The 20,623-nt window shown below is 70.6% G+C and carries 16 protein-coding genes and 1 pseudogene; 4 read left to right on the top strand and 13 right to left on the bottom strand.

Going from position 1 to position 20,623, the window contains the following annotated elements; all coding sequences use genetic code 11:
- Positions 1-14 precede the first annotated feature (14 nt).
- Positions 15-1,640, bottom strand: a complete 1,626-nt coding sequence (locus tag KBX37_RS17385; protein WP_210776995.1) for a right-handed parallel beta-helix repeat-containing protein — start codon at positions 1,638-1,640, stop codon at positions 15-17.
- A 460-nt stretch (positions 1,641-2,100) separates the two neighbouring features.
- Here KBX37_RS17385 and KBX37_RS17380 point away from each other — a divergent pair, with 460 nt between their 5' ends.
- On the top strand, positions 2,101-4,350 hold the full coding sequence (locus tag KBX37_RS17380) for a hypothetical protein (protein WP_307849102.1): 2,250 nt from the start codon (positions 2,101-2,103) through the stop codon (positions 4,348-4,350).
- Between the two features lie 109 nt (positions 4,351-4,459).
- On the opposite strand, the gene KBX37_RS17375 is transcribed toward KBX37_RS17380, so the two are convergent.
- The 5 genes from KBX37_RS17375 to KBX37_RS17355 form a co-directional block, all read right to left on the bottom strand.
- The gene (locus tag KBX37_RS17375; protein ID WP_307849101.1) at positions 4,460-5,581 is read right to left on the bottom strand and encodes an FUSC family protein; all 1,122 of its coding nucleotides are present in this window, start codon (positions 5,579-5,581) and stop codon (positions 4,460-4,462) included.
- Between the two features lie 308 nt (positions 5,582-5,889).
- A complete protein-coding gene (locus KBX37_RS17370; RefSeq protein ID WP_210776992.1) occupies positions 5,890-6,834 on the bottom strand; it encodes a hypothetical protein in 945 nt (314 codons plus the stop codon).
- On the bottom strand, positions 6,831-7,322 hold the full coding sequence (locus KBX37_RS17365) for a hypothetical protein (RefSeq protein WP_210776991.1): 492 nt from the start codon (positions 7,320-7,322) through the stop codon (positions 6,831-6,833). Before KBX37_RS17365 ends, KBX37_RS17370 begins: the two co-directional genes overlap by 4 nt.
- A 3-nt stretch (positions 7,323-7,325) precedes the next feature.
- On the bottom strand, positions 7,326-8,549 hold the full coding sequence (locus KBX37_RS17360; RefSeq protein WP_210776990.1) for a macrolide family glycosyltransferase: 1,224 nt from the start codon (positions 8,547-8,549) through the stop codon (positions 7,326-7,328).
- 364 nt (positions 8,550-8,913) lie between these two features.
- Entirely contained in the window at positions 8,914-9,753 is an 840-nt protein-coding gene (locus KBX37_RS17355) for a helix-turn-helix transcriptional regulator (RefSeq protein WP_210776989.1), read from the bottom strand.
- Positions 9,754-9,866: 113 nt separating this feature from the next.
- Here KBX37_RS17355 and KBX37_RS17350 point away from each other — a divergent pair, with 113 nt between their 5' ends.
- Positions 9,867-10,460: an NADPH-dependent FMN reductase gene (locus KBX37_RS17350; protein ID WP_210776988.1), complete on the top strand. Its 594-nt coding sequence runs from the start codon at positions 9,867-9,869 to the stop codon at positions 10,458-10,460.
- A 109-nt stretch (positions 10,461-10,569) separates the two neighbouring features.
- On the opposite strand, the gene katG is transcribed toward KBX37_RS17350, so the two are convergent.
- The 4 genes and pseudogenes from katG to KBX37_RS17330 all read right to left on the bottom strand — a co-directional run bounded on the left by katG (position 10,570) and on the right by KBX37_RS17330 (position 14,584).
- The gene (gene katG, locus KBX37_RS17345; RefSeq protein ID WP_210776987.1) at positions 10,570-12,846 is read right to left on the bottom strand and encodes a catalase/peroxidase HPI; all 2,277 of its coding nucleotides are present in this window, start codon (positions 12,844-12,846) and stop codon (positions 10,570-10,572) included.
- 23 nt (positions 12,847-12,869) lie between these two features.
- Complete coding sequence (locus KBX37_RS17340) at positions 12,870-13,298, bottom strand: Fur family transcriptional regulator (RefSeq protein ID WP_210776986.1); 429 nt, start codon at positions 13,296-13,298, stop codon at positions 12,870-12,872.
- A gap of 188 nt (positions 13,299-13,486) precedes the next feature.
- A pseudogene (locus KBX37_RS35640) lies at positions 13,487-14,060 on the bottom strand (DUF6766 family protein).
- A gap of 119 nt (positions 14,061-14,179) precedes the next feature.
- Positions 14,180-14,584, bottom strand: coding sequence for a hypothetical protein (locus KBX37_RS17330; RefSeq protein WP_210776985.1), 405 nt, complete (start codon positions 14,582-14,584; stop codon positions 14,180-14,182).
- Between the two features lie 268 nt (positions 14,585-14,852).
- On the opposite strand from KBX37_RS17330, the gene KBX37_RS17325 reads away from it, so the two are divergent.
- Together KBX37_RS17325 and KBX37_RS17320 are read left to right on the top strand one after the other, a co-directional pair.
- Positions 14,853-15,260, top strand: a complete 408-nt coding sequence (locus tag KBX37_RS17325) for a YciI family protein (RefSeq protein ID WP_210776984.1) — start codon at positions 14,853-14,855, stop codon at positions 15,258-15,260.
- A 4-nt stretch (positions 15,261-15,264) separates the two neighbouring features.
- Positions 15,265-16,410 carry an RNA polymerase sigma factor gene (locus KBX37_RS17320; RefSeq protein WP_210776983.1) on the top strand — a complete coding sequence of 382 codons (1,146 nt, stop codon included), beginning with the start codon at positions 15,265-15,267 and terminating at the stop codon, positions 16,408-16,410.
- Between the two features lie 85 nt (positions 16,411-16,495).
- Here KBX37_RS17320 and KBX37_RS17315 read toward each other — a convergent pair whose 3' ends face one another.
- The 3 genes from KBX37_RS17315 to KBX37_RS17305 all read right to left on the bottom strand — a co-directional run bounded on the left by KBX37_RS17315 (position 16,496) and on the right by KBX37_RS17305 (position 20,591).
- Positions 16,496-18,106: an FAD-binding oxidoreductase gene (locus tag KBX37_RS17315; RefSeq protein ID WP_210776982.1), complete on the bottom strand. Its 1,611-nt coding sequence runs from the start codon at positions 18,104-18,106 to the stop codon at positions 16,496-16,498.
- 270 nt (positions 18,107-18,376) lie between these two features.
- A complete protein-coding gene (locus tag KBX37_RS17310; protein WP_210776981.1) occupies positions 18,377-20,011 on the bottom strand; it encodes a hypothetical protein in 1,635 nt (544 codons plus the stop codon).
- Positions 20,012-20,384: 373 nt separating this feature from the next.
- Complete coding sequence (locus KBX37_RS17305) at positions 20,385-20,591, bottom strand: hypothetical protein (RefSeq protein WP_210776980.1); 207 nt, start codon at positions 20,589-20,591, stop codon at positions 20,385-20,387.
- Positions 20,592-20,623 lie beyond the last annotated feature (32 nt).

Below are 20,623 nucleotides of genomic sequence, written 5' to 3'. Positions count from 1 at the left end.
TGGCGGAACCTCGCTCAGGCGGCGGGCTGGATGGCCCCGACGGTGCCGGCCCCGACGAGCGGTCGGCCGAGGAAGTCCACCGGTCCCGGATCGACATCGAAGAGCGACCGGAGGTTGAGGGCGCGGCCGGCCAGCGGCGAATCGCGGCGCGGCGTGAGCGCCTTCGCGCGTTGGGCCGGCGAGCCGGAGCGATCGGCCCTGCCGAAGCGCGGGTCTGCGCTCGATCCGCCGGCCCTCGCCCCGAGGCGTTCCTGCCCGGTCGCCGCGCGCCAACCTTCCAGATCGGCATAGGACGTACCAGCCCACGAAACGGCCCAGGTTCCCGATTCGGCGAAGAAGTTGTTGCCCTGCAACAGGACGTTGGCCGTCGAGAACTCATCGGCGAGCACGAGGTTGGTTTCGCCCGAGACGATCAGGTTGTTGCGCAGGACGATGTTGGACAAGCCACCAAAGAACTTCTGCAACCGGATGGCCGCGGGGGCCCAGCCCTTCGCCTCCATCACCACCGTGTTGTGGTAGACCTCGGCGTTGTTGACCGACCCGGCCAGGTGGATACCCGCGTACTCCGGCAGCTTGCGGGCGTCGTTGATGCTGATGTTGAAACGGACGACGTTGTCGGTGTGCGCGGCATTGGACTGGCCGCTGTAGAGCAGGTACCCGGCGCCGTCGTTCTCGTAGGACAGGTTGTACTGCAGGACGGACGAGGACACGTTCTGGTCCATGTCGAAGCCACCCCCGTCCTTCTGGCCGCCTGTGTGGTTGCGGAATGAGACATTGCGCTCCATGACCACGGCGGTCGAATCCCAGGTCCAGACGCCGACCGGTCCTTCGGGGGCCGCAGCCAACCACCCGTTGTCATGCGCGCTGGATCGCTCGATGCGCCCGCCTCGCACACTTCCGAGCGCGATTCCGCTGCCCGTGTTGTTGAAGCGATTGGTCGGGTCGCCCGGGTTGTGGTGCGCCTCGACCTCCGACACGACGACGTCTTCGTGCGCGTAGCGCGGCGCCGCGGCGTCAAAGCGAGGCCCGAAGCTCTTCAGCCCATTCTCCGTGTTGCCGTGCAGGTTGGCAGCACGGATCCGTACGCCACGGAAGCCGGTGGAGTTCGGGCCGGCGGCGATCTGGATTCCGTTCTTGAATCCGCTCACCTCGACCCCGGTGATATGCACGTGGTCGAGTGTCCGGCCGTCGGTCAGATCGGAGTAGAGCTCGATCCCGCCGGTGGTCCTGTTGTCCGCCCCGCCGCCGACGATCACCAAGTCGCGGATCTCGATGCCGGCCGTGTTGTGCACCCTGATCCCCGCGCCGCCGACGGCCTCGATCGTGGCACGGCCGGCGCCGTATGTGCTGACGACGACCGGTTTTGCCGCGTCACCCCCCTCGCCGGACCCGAAGGTCAGGCTCCCGCGAAAGTGCGCACCTCCTTCGAGCAGGAGTTTGTCTCCCGGCTTGAAGGCGAAGGCGGCGGCCTTGTCCAGCGATCGCCACGCTGTGGCGGGCGAGGAGCCGTCGAGGGCATCGTCCCCGGTCGGGCTGAGATGGAACGTGTGGATCACGGGCGGAGCGACTCCCCGATTCGACCTGAGCTCGAGAACGTGCGCAACCAGGGGAAGGAACACCGCCAGCGCCAGCACCAGCACCGCGCCGATTCGCCGACGTGAACGCCGGGTGGCTGACGGGCCGGACAGGTCCGCCCGCAGATCAACCTCACTCAGTTGCCTATCTGTACCGGCCAGCAAGAACTCCTACCGCCCTTCGGTAACCCCTGCATACCGCAACAAACGCCTTGTATCGGCATTTTAGGCCACTCTGGTACTTGTAGTCGTCATCCGCCCGGACTCCGCCGGATTCACGTACGGGCTCCTGGCTGCGCGGCGCGCCGCGGGCGAGGCAGGCGCCGGGGTTGCCCGTCGCTGACCGCCTGGGGTCGGCGGGCACGGTGATCGTGCCGGGCGGCACCAGTCCCGCGTCCCGGGGTTAGAGCCCCTCGGGTGGGGTAGATCCGCCTTCCACTCGGCCGGCGGGACCATCCCCAGCCCGCCACCTGCGGTGGGGCTGCCGGGATGTCTCGGAGGGTCGATGTCAGATGGACCAGCGCGAGTGAGCGGGCCGGCGACGCCGAACGACGTGGTGGAGTTGCGAGTGCACGGGATCGCCGCCGCAGGTGCCGCCGAGGTGTTGGACCGACCGAACGTGCAGCAGGTCGCGGGGGATCGCAGCGCGGGCTTCTACCGGCCACGACCCGGCTGCTCGGAGGCCAGCGGCCCGAGCGGGGCGACCCTGGAGGCGTACCGGTGGAGTGACCTGCCCTCCGGCACCGCGGTTCGGAGCCTCGCGCTGCTGTTCCTGCTGCCGTTCCTGCTGCTCAACCTGGCGGTCTGGATGCGCGCGGAGAACCCGGCTTCCGACGCGGTCGTCAGATCTCTGTGCCGGGTGCTGGGCCTCACCCTGACCGCGCTTTACGTACTTGCCGCCGTCGGTGTCGCGCTGGACCTGGTCGCCTGGCAGTGCATGTCCTCCTCGGCCTGTCTGTCCGGTCGTAGCTGGCTGTCCTGGCTGGCTGAACGTCCCACCGGGTTGCGGCTGGTGGTGCTCGCGCTGGTGCCGGCCGCCGCCATCGGCCTGATCTGGTTCGCCAGCACACGCCCGGGACGGTCGTTCAAGGCGTTCCGCGCGCCGGACAGCACGGTGTCCGGGCACCCGCTCAGCACGATCGGCCAGTGGGACGCCGAGCCACTGGTGGGACGGCTGCGCTCGATCCACATCGCTGCGGCGTTCGCGACGCTGGACGGCAGCCTGCTCGCCGCCCGGGCCGCACAGGGCGCCTCAGCCATCACCATCGTGTTGGCGGTAGCAACGGGAGGCGTCCTGGCCACCTGTGTGGCCCTGCTCTGCACCCCCCCGCTGATCGACCGGGCCCCCGCGAACCGGCGGCTCGACGGTGCCGCCCGCCTGCTGCGGACGATCGCCGTCGGTCTCACCGTCGCGGTCTGCGCCCACGCCCTGACCAGCCCCACGCGCTGGCAGGAGGGGGGTGGCCTGCCCGGCTACGGCTCGACCCTCACCTGGCTGTTCGTCGCTCATGCCGGGCTGCTGGCCGCCCTGGCCTCCGCGCTGCTGTGGCGCCCGGACCGACAGCCGGATCACCCGCCGCTACTCGGGCTGGGCGCGCTGGCGACCGCGACCGCAGCCGCGGGTCTCGCGGTGGCGTTCTCCGCCGAACTCGTCCACCGGGTGGCCGACTACCTGGACCGCACCGCATCAGCCCCACAGGACCTGATCCCCCGCCCACCAGCTGCGTACACCTGGGCGATCTACGGCTTCTTCCGGGCAGCGCTGATCACGCTGGTCGTCGCCGGCGTGGTGACCCTGATCTCCCGACGGAACCGCTCCCGCGCGGCGGCCGCGATCGTCGCCCGCGACTTCCCGGACCCGCCGACGGAGGCCGCGCCCCGGCTGCGGCAGGTGCAGCAGGCGATCGTCCGGGCCCGGTTCACCGAATGGCTGATACCGCTGGCCGTGGTCTACGCCTGCCTCGCCGGACTCAGCGCGGCAACCACCGCACTGGACCTGCTCGGGCTGTATCCAGGCGACGCAATCGAGCGGTATGCAGGGGTGCCGGCCGGCCTGGTCAACTTCGGCATCGCGATGGGCAGCTACCTGATCGCGGCGACCATGCTCAGTCTGGTCATCGGCGGAATCTTCGCCTACCGGACCGCCGGGTTCCGGCGCCACGTCGGCGTTCTCTGGGACCTGGCCACCTTCTGGCCTCGCGCCGCCCACCCCTTCGCACCGCCCTGCTACGCCGAACGGGCCGTGCCGGAGCTGGTACGACGCATCACCTACCTGGTCGAAAGCGGCAACGCCGTCCTGATCGCCGGGTACAGCCACGGCTCCGTACTGGTCACCGCCACCGTCCTCCAACTGCCGCCGCACGTCAGCGGCCGGGTCGCCCTACTCACCTACGGCTCACCACTGCGCCGGCTCTACGCCCGGCTCTTCCCCGCCTACATCGACGACGACATGCTGCACGAGGTGGGTGGTCGAGTCGGCTGGCGATGGTTGAATCTGTGGCGCGACACCGACCCGATCGGCGGATGGGTCTTCTCCGCCCACCGGCAAGACGGGCCGCTCACCGTCACCGGCCCCGCGGCAACGGTGGACCGCCGCCTCCGAGACCCGAGCGACGTGGTCGTCCCACCCAGCGACAGCGTCCCACCACCGATCAAGGGACACGGGCCCCGCGAGTCCGACGAGCCGTACATCGAGGCGGCACGCGATCTGGTCGAGCGCCTCCGCAAGCCGATGGATCCAGAGCCTCATCCGGCCGACCCACCGGCCGGACGATGAAGTCGATGCCCCGGCCTCCCCGGTCAGGCCCGGTCCCTGACGCCCAGGCGTCGGGGTCTGCTTTCCACGCCGGTGGCGGGCTGCTCCAGGCCGGTGGCGGGCTACCGGATCACAGCCGCCCGGCCGACGCATCCGGCGTCAGGCGCGGATGATCAGCGCCATTGCCGGTAGGCCCGCTTCGCCGGGCTTGTTGCGACGGATCCGGCAGCCTGCCGAAGGCGCACCGGACCCGCCTGTTGGCTTCCGCCTGAGCGAGACCGGACGCGACGAGCAGGTCGCTGGCCGTGGTGCGTATCTGGGCGAGGACGACGGTCCCGGAGAAACCAATGTCATCCCCGTACGCTGCGCCGGCATGTTGAACGGCGTGCAGGGCTTTCGCCCGCGCATCGTGCGGCTCACGTCGAGCCGCAAACTCGTCCCGAAGTATCCGCACCGTCCCGGCAAGAGCGAGCATCGCGTTGATCATTGCCGCCGGGACCGGCTCCTTGTCCTCAATGACAGTGACGGCTCGACGGATCATTGTCCCGCTGTTGCCCATCGCCCGCTCCAACGGTTCGGCGGTTCGGGCGTAGTGACTGAGCACGCCGTGCCGGTGCCGCCATGACAACGGAGACAGTCGGGTAACCTCCCGTGCGCCCGCCACCGCCTCCCGCAATACCCTGAGTTCCTCCTGGTTACCGCGCAGTCGGTCCCGGGCACGGATCGCCCGCTCGATATCACGCTCGCACAACGCCGCTGCCGTTTCCGTCAGTTGTTCGACCAGCGTTCGCAGTGCCGGTCCGGCAGCACGCCTGACCACTCTCAACGGGTTGACCGGCAAGAGGATCGCCGTGGCCAGTGCGACACCACCGCCGAGCAGCGCGTCAACGAACCGGGAAAACTCCACGTTCGGGGCCTGCGGGCTCAACGTGGTGATCAGTACTGCGGTGCTCGCCGTCTGGATCACCACCGCCGCCCGACTGCTGAGGGCAAAGGCTGCGAGGATCGACATCACGACAACCAGGCCGAGCTGCCAGGGCCCGATGCCTATGAGAGACAGCAGCGCATCCCCCACCAGCACCCCCAGCGCCACGCCCACGACCAGCTCGACGATCCGCCGTACCCGCTGCCCTACCGACACGGCCAAAGTCCCGACCGCAGCGAGCGGAGCGAAGACGGGACTGGGATTGCCGGTCAGTTCGTGCGACAGCAGCCAGGCGGTTACCGCGGCGATGCCCGCCTGTAGGGCCACGATGCCTCCGCCGTACACCCGGACCGCCCGCTCTCGCACCTTGAGCCGTTGGACGAGCCGGTCCTCGGCGGCACCCCCTCCACCCGCCCGCACGAACCGTTCCCAGCGCGAGCCGGGACTCCGCTTCAGGTCTCGGCGCCGTGGCACCTGTTGACGCATGCTGCGCTTTACCCGTGACTGCGCGCCACACACGGCCAACGGCGATCTGCGCGCGGAATACCCCGACCGTACGAATAACGGCTGCCGACGTACTGCCGTTGCACCCCGACCGGGTGGGAGTCCTACTTCAGGTCACCGGCCTCGTCCGTTCATGACAGCGGGTCGTCGGTTTTCGCAGTCGCGCTGAGGCGATCCCGGATCAGCGCGATCACGGTGTCGGCCGTGCGGTCGAGGTAACTGCGGCCATCGGGTAGCCGGGCCTGCGGGCTGATGTAGCTGCGCGGACCGACGTGGGTGGCCGGGTCGAGCCAGTGCACCGTGATCTTCCCTGCCCGGTCAGCCCGGTTCCAACCGCTCCACCGGAACAGCCGCCACCGCTGCGGGAACATCCACGTGCTGACTCGCTCGATCCGGTCGCCGGCACTGGTGAGCCGGTCGAGGTGCTGGGCGTGGCTGATGTCGTTCGCGCCGTTGTGGAACCCGCCCAGAGTGATCAGCCAGAGCGGGGAGTGGAGCTGGGCCCACAATTCGTGCACCGCGCCGGTGGCGACCTGGGCGCCGCCGCTGTAACTGAGCATCACCACGGGGATCCCGCTGTCACGCCGGTAACCGGCGAGCCGGAGCTGCGTGGCGATCTGCGAGCCGACGGCGCGGTTGTACAGGGGACGGTACCGGCGGTCGGCGGCGACGAAGATCTGCATCACGTTGTGCAGGAACAGCACCAGCCCGATGTGGCGGCGCAGCCACACCCACACCGGCCGGTCGGCGAGCGGAAGGGCCAGCGGGGAGTAGGGCTGCACCTGGCCCAGCACCCTGAGCTCCGGCGCCCCGTCGATCAGGGACTTGACCAGTCGGCCGCCGTCGCGGGTGTCGTGGAAGCGGCGTTTCCCGATACCGTCCAGATAGACCAGGTATGCGTCCGGGGGGCGGTCCGGGTCCGCGCCCCGGGCGGGGGGCATGCCCTTGGGGCGTGCGACGGTGGGAGTCCGCCAGCCTGCGGCATAGACCAGCACCTCGTAGCGGGCGAGCAGAGCTTCGGCGAGCAGGACCAGTCCGATCCCGCCGAGCAGCAGCAGGAGCGCAAACTCGATCATGTCTGTGGCTCCGGTGCTCTTGGCGTATTGAGCCTCACGACCAGGCGGCGGATGCCCTCGACGGCGACGCCGAGCCCGACTCCCGCGACGGCTACGCAGCCGGCGGCATCCCACCAGCCGATACCGGCCACCGTGGCGAGCGCAGTGGCGAGGCCGGTCCCCACTCCCACCATGAGGAGCAGGTGCAGCAGCGGCCCGAGCAGCGGGAACGCGAGGACTGCGGCAAGCAGCAAGGGGGCGGCCAGGGCTGGTGTCCAGACCAGCGCGGCCTCGCCGGACGATGAGGTGGGCAGCAGCAGCTCGGCAACGGTCCACGCCGACAGTGGCCAGAGCGCGAATACCGCGCCGTCGACCACGGCGCCGGCCATTATCAACCCGATCACCCGGGTGCGCGACGCGCCAGACAGGCGTGCCACCACGGGCAGGAGACGCCCGGCGGCCTCGGACAGCCCGGCGAACAGCAGCAGGATGACGACGAGGGGGGACATCGGTCAGCCCTGCGGTGGCAGATCGGCAGAGACCGGCTGAGTGACCCGGCCGGTCTGCTGCACATAGCGCTCGAGTTCGTCGGCGGCGCGCGAATACCCGCCTGCCTCGCGCTGGGCGACCCGCAGGGTGCTCGCGGCGGCCCGGAATCGGGGCTCGTCGAGCAGTCGCTGGGCGAGGGCGCGCACGACCTCCACCTTGACGTCCTCGGTGCGGATCGCGAGGCCGGCATCGAGCTCGACGATGCGGGAAGCCACCAACGACTGGTCGGCGCCCTGCGGGACCACCAGCATCGGGACGCCAGCGGAGAGAGCCTCGTTGACACTGTTCACCCCGCCGTGGGTGATGAACAGCGCGGCGCGGGACAGCACCTCCAGCTGCGGCACGGAGCGGTGGGCGATCACGTTCGCCGGCAGCGGACCGAGCGCGGCGGGATCGGTGGGTCCGGTGGCGACGATCACGGTGCCATCCAGCGGGGCGAGCGCGTCGGCAAAGCTGCGCAGCAACCGGGGGTCGGCGCCGAACACCGTGCCCAGCGAGGCGTAGAGCACCGGGTCCCGCAGCCGGTCGACCGGGAACGACGAGTCGGCTGGGCGGGCGCCGGTGCTCGGTCCGACGAACCGGTAGGAGTGGTCGAAGCTGTCGGCCTCGGGGTGGAACGCCCGCGAGGTGTAGACCAGGTTGAGCGGCTGACGGATGTTCGCCAGGTCGACCAGGGGTACCGCACGCGTGTCGTACCGGCGGCGCAGCTCCCAGCGCGACCTCAGGTAGCCCCCGGCGGGGCGGGGCAGGGCCGCCGCCGCGGCGAGCAACGCCCAGGAACCGCGGGTGGGGCTGGGCACGTGCCGGCTGAACGCGAACGTGGTGAACGACGACGCTGCGGGCACGTCGAGTTCCCGGGCGGCCACCGGCCCCCACAGGCAGGCGGAGTCGTGCACGATCAGGTCGGGCGGGGCGCCGCGCAGATCGGTGAGGACGGCGGGCAGCACGCGTACGGCGGTGCGCGCAAGCTGCTCCATCAGCGTGACCGGCGTCGGCGGGCCGGAAAGCGGTATGTCATCCCCGGAGTAGAGGAGCACTCGCGCGCCGGTGGCCGCGATCTTTTCCGAATAGGCGGGCGTCGTGTGGTAGGTGACGGAGTGGCCACGACGAACAAGCTCGGCCACGATCGGCAGCGTCGGGTTGATGTGCCCGTGCATGGCGATGTTGAGGAATGCGATTGCGCTCATCGGCCGACCCCGGACAAGGAAGGAGTCACTGCCCGGCACCATGTAACGATCATGATCCGCCCTTCTCGGTAACAGCGTAGACGCCGCCGGACGGGACAGGGCCGGGGACAAGGTACTCGCCTCATTTTGGGGGCAGGTTCAAGCGGGTCGAGTCGCACCACACCCAGGATCGATCTTGAGGTCACGACGTTTCGGCAGCTCACTCAACAGGCCGGACATGCCGCCCGGATGCGATGCAACACCGCTGCAACGGGCGGTGCGGGACGCCGACGCGGTCCGCGACTGACGGGCCGCGCCTGTCCTCACCTTTTGCGGCAAGCGCCTGTCGGTAGCGGGTAATGGGCGAAAGGGCCAATGCCATGAGCTAGATAACCGCGCGAAGAATACGGTCGGGTTGGTGACGCAGCCGCTCCATGGCCCGCGCCGTCGCGTCATCAGCCGGCAGGAGAACGACCAGCTCCTGTGCGTCGTTTTTCGGCAACTCGAGCTTCTCTCGCTGCCACCGAAGCTCGTGCGCAATGGGGTGGTTCACCCGAAGCGGGACGTGCGGTGGGGGCAGGTGGCGGTTGAGTCGTCGGGTGAACTCCGTTCCGGCCAGGGGGGCGAGCTCGGCTCTGAACCATTCGGAGGTCTCCGCAGACGGCCCGAGCCACAGTTCGAACGCTCGTTCGTCGGCCACCTGGCCCCAGTCCGGGAAGAAGGTCCGGGCGTGCGGATTGGTGAACACGTAGCGCGTCAGGTTCGGCGTCCCGCTCTCGAGCAGCCCGATCCCACGCATCAGCAGCTCGAACTGACGCGTGTATGCGAGCACGTCTCCCAGGCGGTTGGTGACGAATGCGATGCCGGGCTCAAGGAGTCGGAGGGTCTCCAACACGGTGGGCCGGACCTGGCGGTTGGGCGGCGCCGGACGCCCGCGCCCTGCGCACCCTCCGCCGGTGATCTTGGCGAGGTGGCGCAGGTGATTGCGCTCGGCGGCATCGAGGCTCAAGGCGTCCGCAAGAGCATTGACGACCGCAGGGGACGGGTTACGGTCTCGTCCCTGCTCGATGCGGGTGAGGTATTCGACGCTGATCCTGGCACGCGTGGCGAGGTCCGAGCGTCGTAGCCCAGGGGACCGACGGCGGCCACGATCAGGCAGTCCGAACGATTCCGGCTGGATGGTGTCGCGCTTGGCGCGGATGAAGTCGCCCAGCGGCGTGCTCATGTTCGGGAGCCTAGCGCGGTCTCCCCAGCGCATCGAACCCCGCAGGGTGGCCCCACGAGGGCCAGCCTGCGCCCGGTCTGGTTGCCGACGTCCGGACGATGGACCGTGGAGCCATGAGCGAGAAGCACAAGTTGGTCATCATCATCGGGAGCGTTCGAGAGGGCCGGTTCGGGCCTGTCGTCGCCTCCTGGGTCGCCGACCAAGCGCGCGAGCACGGCGGGTTCGACATCGACGTCGTCGATCTCGCCGACGCCGAGATCCCGCTGTCGTTGCCGGCAGCCTCACCGAAGTTCGCCGGCGACTCCTACCCGCGCCCCGACGGAATGGCGTCCTTGACGTCCCACCTCAAGGACGCGGACGCATTCATCATGGTCACGCCGGAGTACAACCACAGCTACCCCGCGTCCCTGAAGGCCGCCATCGACTGGCATTTCACCCACTGGACGGCCAAGCCCGTCGCTTTCGTCAGCTACGGGGGTGCGGCTGGCGGGCGCCACGCTGTCCTCCACCTGGAGAACGTGCTCACCGAACTGCACGCCGTGACAATCCGCGATGGCCTGGCGTTCCCGAACTACCGCACAGCGTGGGAAGACGGCCGGCCGCTGGACCCCCAGGCGCCCGGATATGCCAAAACCCTGCTGGACCAGCTCACCTGGTGGGCTGCCGCCCTGCGTGCGGCACGCAACTCGGTCCCGTACCCGGCCTGAAGGGCTCACCGGGCCAGCTGCGTGCCCGACCCAGATGACCGAATCCAGTGCCAGGCGAGCCCCGGTCGATCGCTGATGGATCGACCGGGGCTCGTCGGCTTGAGCCGGGTCAGGCGAGGTCGAACCGGTCGAGCTCCATGACCTTGGTCCAGGCTGCGACGAAGTCGGCGACGAACTTGTCGCGCGCGTCCTGGCTGGCGTAGACCTCGGCGAGGGCCCGCAGCTGGGAGTTGGAGCCGAAGATGAGGTCGACCGCGGTGGCGGTCCACTTCACCTCATCGGTGGCCAGGTCCCGGATCTCGTACACGTGCTCGTCCGACTCCGACGCCTTCCACCGGGTGCCCGGGGAGAGCAGGTTGGCGAAGAAGTCGTTGGTGAGCACGCCGGGCCGGTCGGTGAGGACGCCGTGCCGCGTGCCGCCGACGTTGGCCCCGAGGGAGCGCAGGCCGCCGATGAGGGCGGTCATCTCGGGCGCGGTCAGGTTGAGCAGGTAGGCACGGTCGAGAAGCAACACCTCCGGCTGGGTCTTCTCGCCGGGACGCAGGTAGTTGCGGAACCCGTCGGCGCGGGGCTCGAGGACCCGGAACGACTCGACGTCGGTCTGCTCCTGACTGGCGTCGGTGCGGCCCGGGCGGAACGGCACGGTCACCTCGACGCCGGCGTCGTGCGCCGCCTTCTCGACGGCGGCCGAGCCGGCCAGCACGATCAGGTCCGCCAGCGAGATCTTCGCGCCGCCGGCGGCGTTGAACTCCCGCTGGATGCCCTCGAGGGTCTGCAGCACCGTCGCGAGCTGCTCGGGCTGGTTGACCTCCCAGCTGCGCTGCGGCTCGAGACGAATCCGCGCGCCGTTGGCGCCGCCGCGCTTGTCGGTGGACCGGAAGCTGGCGGCGGAGGCCCAGGCGGTGGAGACCAGCTGGGCGGTCGTGAGGCCGGATTCCAGGACCTTCGCCTTGAGGGCGGCGACGTCGGCGTCACCCACGAGCTCGTGGTCGACGGCCGGCACCGGGTCCTGCCACAGCTGGGGCTCCGGCACCCACGGCCCGAGGAAGCGGCTGACCGGACCCATGTCCCGATGCAGCAGCTTGTACCAGGCCTTGGCGAACGCCAGCGCGAACTCGTCGGGGTTCTCCAGGAAGCGGCGCGAGATCTTCTCGTACGTCGGGTCGACGCGGAGCGCCAGGTCGGTCGTGAGCATCGTCGGCTTGTGCTTCTTCGACGGGTCGTGGGCGTCCGGGACGATCGCCTCGGCATCCTTGGCGACCCACTGCTTCGCACCGCCGGGGCTTGTGGTGAGTTCCCACTCGTTGCCGAAGAGGATCTCGAAGAAGCGGTTGCTCCACTGCGTCGGCCGGTCGGTCCACGTCACCTCGAGACCGCTGGTGATCGTGTCCCCGCCCTTGCCGCTGCCGTAGGTGCTCAGCCAGCCGAGGCCCTGCGCCTCCAGCGGGGCGGCCTCGGGCTCGGGGCCCACGTGGTCGTCGGCGACACCGGCGCCGTGGGTCTTGCCGAAAGTGTGGCCACCGGCGATGAGGGCGACGGTCTCCTCGTCGTTCATCGCCATCCGAGCGAAGGTCTCGCGGATGAAGTGCGCCGCCGCGGCCGGGTCCGCGTTGCCGCGGGGGCCCTCCGGGTTGACGTAGATGAGACCCATCTCCGTCGCCCCGACCTCCGGCGACATCTCCTTCTCGGACACGTAGCGCTCGTCGCCGAGCCAGGTGTCCTCCGGACCCCAGAAGATCTCCTCGGGCTCCCAGACGTCCTCCCGGCCGAAGCCGAAACCGAAGGTCTTGAAGCCCATCGACTCCAGGGCCACGTTGCCGGCGAGCACCAGCAGGTCGGCCCAGGAGATCTTCTGGCCGTACTTCTGCTTGACCGGCCAGAGCAGCCGGCGGGCCTTGTCCAGGTTGGCGTTGTCCGGCCAGCTGTTGAGCGGGGCGAACCGCTGACCACCGTCGCCGGCGCCGCCACGGCCGTCATGGATGCGGTAGGTGCCCGCGGCGTGCCAGCTCATCCGGATCATCAGGCCGCCGTAGTGGCCGAAGTCGGCCGGCCACCAGTCCTGCGAGGTGGTGAGGACCTTGGTGATGTCCTGCTTAAGAGCCTCGACGTCGAGCTTGGCGAACTCCTTGGCGTAGCTGAAGCTCTCCCCCAGCGGGTTGCCCTTGGACGAATGGGCATGCAGCACCGAGAGGTCGAGCTGGTTGGGCCACCAGTCCCGGTTGGTGCGCGGACGACCACCGGTCTTCGGGGTCGGCGAGTCGATCGCCGGGTTCTCGCTCTCACTGCCGTGCGCGGTCACGGAGTCGTGCGCGACCGGACAGCCGGCCGCCTCCTTCTTGTCCACGCCCTGCGCGCTGGAGGGGGTGTAGTCCTGGGTGTCGCTCATCTACTTCCTTCCGAGCTGGCGGATCACTGGGAGGTGCGTTCGGTCGCACAGTCGGGGCAGGTGCCCCAATACACAACCTCCGCCTCGTCGACCACGAAACCGTGGTCATCCGAGGCGGTGAGACAGGGAGCATGGCCGACAGCGCAATCGACATCGGCGATCGCACCGCACGAGCGGCACACGACATGGTGGTGGTTGTCCCCCACCCGCGACTCATACCGGGCGGTCGCACCGGCAGGCTGGATGCGTCGCACCAGACCGGCGTCGGTGAGCGCCCGAAGCACGTCGTACACCGCCTGGTGGGAGACCGTGGGCTGATCCGCTCGTACCAGCGCGATCACCGTGTCGGTGTCGACGTGCGGGTGGTCGCGCAGCGCTGCGAGCACCGCCAACCGGGGCCGGGTCACGCGCAACGAGACCGCCCGCAGCTGGGTCACGAAGTCGGACGTCACGTGCTGACCATAGCCCACTGTTCTGGAACAAATCCAGTTTAGCTTCGGCCCCAACCCGCACATTTTCGGCGCAGACCTCGTCGCCCAGCTGGTAGAGCAGGCGGGGCAGCCGCGCCTGGTGGATCAACGTCCGGGCCGGAGTCATCCGGAAGATTCGTGATGGTGGTCGGGTGACCCGGTGGAGACGCTCAGCCTTCCACTCCGGTGGCAGCATGCGCCGCCCCGACCGGCTTGGATTGCGAGGATCCCCGCTGTCGCAGGTAGATCGACAGGACGACCATCGACGTGACGGCCAGCAGTTCCGACTGCCAGTTCTGCAGAGTGCGGTTCCAGAAGTCGGGCTGGAGCAGGTACTGGCCCCAGGACACCGGGTCTTGGCGGTTCCCGAGTTGCTCCTCGTTGTACGCGGCCACCCCGCTGACCGACTGGGCCAGCCACGACAGCACGAAGATCGCGCCCATGACCAGGCCCAACGTGGGCGCCGACCATCTGGTCCTCATCCGATTCGCGGCCGGCCTTGTCGAGTTCTTTGGACTCCGGGGAGCCCTTCTGCAGCAGCCAGACGGTCAGGTAGATGTAGAGGAAGAACTGCAGGTACTCCGACTGCCAGTTCTCGGTCACGTCGACGGCGAAGCTTGCCGACGTGACGTACCGGCCGAACGAGACCGGCTGCAGACCCTCGCTGAGTTGCTGCTGGTTGAAGTCGGCGTGCCCGGCGAACGCCTGACCGACCAGCGTGATGAGGAACAGCAGCCCGAACACCAGACCGAGCGAGTTGTCGCGCAGGAATTTCCTCACCGGTGCAGCACCCCCAGCGCGGAGAAGTAGACGAGGCCGGCCACGACCACGAGCAGCAACAGAACGAACTGGATTCGCACGACTCAGCCGCCCTGCAGCACGCAGTCGTAGGGCTCGTCGCCGCGAGCGGTGCACCCGGCGGCGACCACCCGCCAACCACCGGGGAAGACGGCGAGGAAGACCGTGTCGCCGTTGAGCCGGACCTGCGCCCACTGGCCGTACACGCGGCTGTCCGAGACCGCGCCCGGCCCGGGCAGGTCCGCCTCCAGGACCGCTTCCGCACACGGCTTGTCGGCGGTCTGCTCAAGCTCGGCCGCGGTGTCCGGCGCCAGCAGGGCGCAGGCGGCGAACCCGTCCTTCGCGGTGACGGCGTCCGCCATCCGCACGGTGACGGCAACCGCCGCGTCACCGCGGTCGGTCGCCGAGCCGCAGCCTGCCACGGCCACCACGGCCAGGGCTGCGCCCACCGCCACCCATACCACCCGCATGGAGGGATCATCCCCCGCTCGATGCGCTCCAATCCGAATTCATCACCGACTCACCGAAGTCGGCGGCCCAAGGCAGCAGGCCGCCGATGGTCGACTCGTCGCACAGACGGACTCGCGAGTCGGTCAGTACGCCGGGAAAGGGGCCCCGGGCGGCCGGGCGGCGGCAAGGGAGCAAAGATTTGGGACGGCCATGTCGAGAACTGGTGGCTGGCTTCGTCCCCGCGGTGAAGGTGACCAAGATGGGTCGCACCAGCAGAGGAGAAACACGATGGCGAAGTACTTGCTGCTCAAGCACTACCGCGGCGCTCCGGCTCCGGTCAACGACGTGCCCATGGACCAGTGGACGCCGGAGGAGATCTCGGCGCACATGCAGTACATGCACGACTTCGCGGCCCGGCTCGAGCAGACCGGCGAGTTCGTCGACGGTCAGGCGCTCGCCCCCGAGGGGACGTTCGTCCGGTACGACGGCGAGGGGCGCCCCCCGGTCACCGACGGCCCGTTCGCCGAGACCAAGGACCTCATCGCCGGCTGGATGGTGATCGACGTCGACAGCTACGAGCGCGCCCTCGAGCTGGCCGGGGAGCTGTCGGCCGCCCCTGGGGCGGGCGGGAAGCCGATCCACGAATGGCTCGAGGTGCGCCCCTTCCTGACCGCGCCGCCCACGATCACGGAGTGACCTGATGGACGAGGCCCTGCTCCGGAGCCTCACGCCGACGGTGCTCGGCATCCTCGTCCGCCGCGGAGCCGACTTCGCGGCGGCCGAGGACGCCGTGCAGGACGCGCTGGTCGAGGCGCTCCGCGTCTGGCCGGCCGACCCGCCGCGGGACCCGAAGGGCTGGCTGGTCACCGTGGCCTGGCGCCGGTTCCTCGACGCGACCCGGGCCGACGCCGCCCGCCGCAGGCGTGAGGACCTCGTCGACGAGGAGCCGGCACCCGGTCCAGTGCCCGCGGTCGACGACACGCTCCAGCTCTACTTCCGGTGCGCCCACCCGTCGCTGACGCCGTCATCCGCGGTCGCGCTCACGCTGCGCGCCGTCGGCGGGCTGACCACCCGCCAGATCGCCCACGCCTACCTGGTGCCCGAGGCGACCATGGCGCAGCGCATCAGCCGGGCCAAGCGCACCGTCTCCGGAGTGCGGTTCGACCAGCCCGGCGACGTCGCCACCGTGCTGCGCGTCCTCTACCTGGTCTTCAACGAGGGCTACTCCGGCGATGTCGACCTCGCCGCCGAGGCCGTCCGACTCACCCGGCAACTCGCGGCCGCGATCGACCACCCCGAGGTGGCGGGGCTGCTCGCCCTCATGCTGCTGCACCACGCCCGGCGCGCCACCCGGACCGCGCCCGACGGCAGCCTGGTGCCGCTCGCCGAGCAGGACCGCAGCCGATGGGACACCACGTCGATCGCCGAGGGCGTCCAGATCCTGCAAACAGCCCTCGCCCGCGACCGGCTGGGCGAGTTCCAGGCTCAGGCCGCCATCGCGGCACTGCACGCTGACGCGCCCACCGCCGAGGAGACCGACTGGGTGCAGATCGTCGAGTGGTACGACGAACTCGCGCGCCTGACCGACAGCCCGATCGTCCGACTCAACCGCGCAGTGGCCGTCGGCGAGGCCGACGGACCGCGCGCCGGGCTGGCGGCGCTCGCGGCGCTGAACGACTCACTGCCCCGCCACGCGGCGGTGGCGGCGTACCTCCACGAGCGCGACGGCGACCTGGCGACGGCGGCACGGCTGTACGCCGAGGCAGCCCACAAGGCCCCCAACCTCGCCGAACGCGACCACCTGACGCGCCAGGCCGCCCGGCTCAACGCCCGCCGGTGTCGCTGACGGCTGCGTCACGGGGCGCTTGCCTCCCCCGTACACCGCCAGCGAAGGTTTGCCGGGAAGTCAGGCGTCGCGGAGCCGGCCCACGTCAGCCGGCGGGATCGACGAGGACACCGGGGTTGAGGATCCAGGACGGGTCGAGCGCGCTCTTGGCGGCGCGCATGGCGAGCGCGACCGGGTCCGGACGCTGCTGGTCGTACCACGGTCGGTGGTCGCGGCCGACGGCGTGGTGGTGGGTGATGGTGCCGCCGGCGGCGAGCAGCGCGTCGGAGACGGCATGCTTGATCTGGTCCCACTGGTCGACGGTGGCGCCCCAGCGGCCGGTGGCGTACACGCCGAAGTAGGGGGCGGGGCCGTCCGGGTAGACATGGGTGAAGCGGCAGGTGACCACGCCGGTCGCGTTGACGGCGCGGAGCGCGTCGCCGGCCGCGTCGAGCACGGCGGCGCGTAGGGCGGGGAATCGGTCCCAGGTGCAGGCGGTCTCGAACGTCTCCACGATCATCGACCGGGCGGCGAGTGCGTCGCGCTGGTACGGCATCCGCAGGAACGCTGACCGCCAGGCGTCGGCGGCGGTCCGCTGCGGTGGGCCGGCCGAGTCGTCGCCACGGGGCGGCTCCGGCAGGGTTCCCCCGTGGTCGCGGCACAGTTCGACGGCGCGGTCCAGCCACGGTGTGACCGGATGGTCGGCGGACTCGAATCCCAGGACGAGCACGCCGCCGGTGGTGGCGGCACCGGCGTTGAGGAGCGCCTCGGCGGGGTCGAGCAGCCGGCAGTTGCTCGGGTGCAGCGCGGACTGGGCGATGGCCCGGGTGGCTTCGACCGCCCGGTCGTAGTCGGTGAAGTGCACCGAGGCGCCCGCCCGCCAGCGCGGCCGGTCCTGCAGCCGCATCCACGCCTCGGTGATGACGCCGAGCGCGCCCTCCGAGCCGAGGAACAGCCGGTCCGGGGACGGCCCGGCGCCGGAGCCGGGCAGCCGGCGCGACTGGCTGGTGCCCGCCGGGGTGACCACCCGCAACGACTCCACCAGGTCGTCGATATGGGTCAGGACGGTGGCGTAGTGACCGCCGGCACGGGTGGCCAACCAGCCGCCCAGGGTGGAGAACTCGAACGACTGCGGGAAGTGCCGCAGCGTGAGGTCGTGCGGCCGGAGCTGGTCCTCCAGCGCCGGGCCGAACACGCCGGCCTGGATGCGGGCCGCCCGGCTGGTCGGGTCCACCTCCAGCACCCGGTCGAGGTGCCCGAGGTCGAGACTGACCGCCGCGGGATACGCGTCGTCCAGCCGCGGCTCCACGCCGCCCACCACTGACGAGCCGCCGCCGTAGGGGATCACCGCGATGTCCCGGCCCGCGCACCAGTCCAGCACGTCGACGACGTCCTGCTCGGTCGCCGGCCGGACCACCAGGTCCGGCGGGTCGTGGACCTCCCCGTGCAAGTTGCGGACGACGTCCCGAAACGCCTTGCCGTGGGTGTGCGCCGCCCGGTCGGCCGGGTCCGTCGAGCACAGCCGGGCGAGCGACGTCGGCGGATCGACCCGCGGCGGGCGCAGGTCGAGTTCGGCCACCGGCGGCGCGACGTGCTCGGTCAGGTCGACGTCGGGCAGCAGGGTACGCACCCGGTCGGCCAACGCCGTGGCCTCCGCGCCGGTCACTGCATCCTCGACGTGCCCCCAGCCCCACCACGAACGGTGTTTCCCGGCCATGCGGCCTCCCCGCCGTCCACCATCGCCAGATCGATTCGCCGGTAACGTACTCGACGGCCGGCACCGCTGTCCTCCCGTGAGCCTCGCCGCAACCCGCTACCGGGGCACCCGAACCCACCCACCACCGCAAAGCCAGTTGAAGAAGGCTCCCTGAATCGATGGATCGCCGACCAGGCGGTTGCTGAAGCTCGAAAGCTCGGTTTCAGCTACGGGTCCGGGGAGTATTCCTTGATCAGGCAGTTGAGGATGTCTCGGTCAGGGCCGACTGGCTCAGCCGACCGGGTGCTCGACCGACGCCGGACGGTCTCCGAGCCCGGTCGCGGGGCTGCGTCGTCCCACCGGGCGCTGCCGCGGTCGCGTAGCCGAGCGTTGCCCGGTGGCCCCTTCCACGGCGTCGGGGGTCGCGACGGGTGGTGTGGTACGGCTGGCCGCGGTGTCCACCAGGTCCGGCAGCTCCCGCCCGGCCACAAGAGGTAGCTCTCGCGTGACTGACGCGATCGGCCCCGGCTCGCCCGCCGGCTCGCCGGCGCGGGCGACACGTGCCCGTCCCGCCGCGGTCCGCGGCATCGCCGCCGCGCTGCGGGTCGTTGCCGGCGGCGCGGTGTCGGCCGGCTCCTCGACGGAGCCTGGCGCGTCCGTGGCCGACAATGCCTCCGCCCGGCTGGTGGCCGACCGGCCTGCTGTGTTGCGCGGCGTTCGGCGCGGTGCGGCTGCCGGCAGGAGCGGGGCGATTTCCGCGTGCAACGCCGCCCAGTCCGAGGCGCGGGGCGGGTCGGGCTGATCCGTGGTCGAGGTGAGCTGGCCCGTGCTCTCGGACCGCTCCAACGGCCGGTCGGTACGGTCCGGCGTTGCCCCCTGGGACCGCTCCGATCCCAGTCGCTCGGCACCGTCTCCGGCCTGCTCGGTAGCGCCCGCCTGCTGAACGGCGTCCCCGGCCGACTCTGGCCGAGCTGAGCCGCCGGAGGCCGCGTCCGCCGCAGGGGCTACGGGGGCCGCGTCCGTGACCGGGTCCGGCGCGTCGGCGAGCAGCCGCGCGGCCGAGGCCAGTGCGACGGGGTCGGGTTGGCCGGTCCGACGCCACCGCCGGCGGCGGCCGCCCGCCGGCAGGTTCCCGGCCAGCACGCGCGCAGGTGCCAGATCGGCGGCGATCAGCGCGGTGAGCCCGTCGTAGTCCGCCTGCTCGGCCAGCCGCCGGGCGATCTCGTCGAGGTCGTACACCGCCACGGCGATGTCCGCGGTGGTGGCGTCCAGCGCTCGGCTGATCTTGCGGTGCAACACCTTGCTCAGCGCCGCCTGCCGCCGCTCGGCGCGTATCTGCGCGCGGGCCGCGTCGAGCGAGCCGTACAGCCCGAGGCCGGGGTCAGCCTTGGCCAGCGAGCGGGCACGGCGGGTCAGCCACGGGTGTCGCAACCAGTGCCCGACCGGTTCGTACGCCGGCGTCGTGGGGGGCAGCTGCTGCCTGGCACGCAGCCGGTCCCGCCGCTGGTTCTCGGTGTTCATCAGCCACACCAGATAGCCGAGCAGGGACATGCCCGCGTAGAAGCCGCCTTCGAGGTGGTTGCTGTGAGCCAGCCAGTTGAAGGCGACCGCGGCGGCGGCGATACCGGCCGACAGCACACGGGACAGGATCGCCGGTTCGCCCAGTCGACGGCGTACGTCGGCGTTCGCCAGCACCACAACGCCGCCCAGCTCCAACGCCCCAACGGCCGGAAGGGCGACGTACCACGGCATGCCGAGCCGTTCCATCGCCCCGGACACCTGGCCGCCGAGCGCGATCAGCAGCACGACAACGTAGAACCCGGTGCGCAGCACGGCGACGTGCCGCACCGCCTTGGCCAGGTCCGCGTCCCACGCCCCCGGCGGGTGGGCGCCTGGCGCCCCGCCGATTGAGTTTCCGCCGGTCATCCGGGTTCGGTCCGGTTCCTGGAACACGCCGAGCAGGTTCCTCTCTCACTTCGACCCCGGCCTGACCGGCGCCGCGGCCGCCCGACCCGGCAGTGCCACCACCCGCCGAGTCGTACCAGAGCCGCGCTCGGCTGCCGGCCGTCGTCCGCCGCATGCTACAAGGTTGCGGAGCGAATTGGAGATCTCAGATACCACGCTGGGCGCATCAGATCGCCCCTCCCGCGCCGCACCGCAGGTCATCGGCGCTCACCCGACCGGCACCGCCGTGGCCCGCGCCATGCCGAAGGGGGGCGATCGTGGCGACCATCAGCAGCCTCAGCAAGGTGACACACGGTGCCGCTCACAGTGGTCACGGCACCGGGCGCTCGTCGAGTTACGTGGGGCGGACCGACGGCGCGAGTTGGGTGTTGGTCGCATAGCTGGCATAACCGATGAGGTACTGGCGCGCCTGGTCGCGGGTGACCGTGGTGCCGGCGATGTCGCGGATCCGGACGTTGGCCAGGCCGTGGGTGATGATGGCGCGTCGCGCCGCTGCCGCCAGGTGTGCGCGCTGCTGGTCCTGCAGCTTCGGGCGGGCCACGGCTCCCCCAGCCTTCAACGGGCGGTCCATGG

Source organism: Micromonospora sp. U56 (assembly GCF_018070095.1).
In the GTDB taxonomy this organism is placed as follows: Bacteria; Actinomycetota; Actinomycetes; order Mycobacteriales; family Micromonosporaceae; genus Micromonospora; species Micromonospora purpureochromogenes.
The sequence above is the reverse complement of the archived record's forward strand: the minus strand, read 5'-3'. Positions and strand labels throughout refer to the sequence as shown.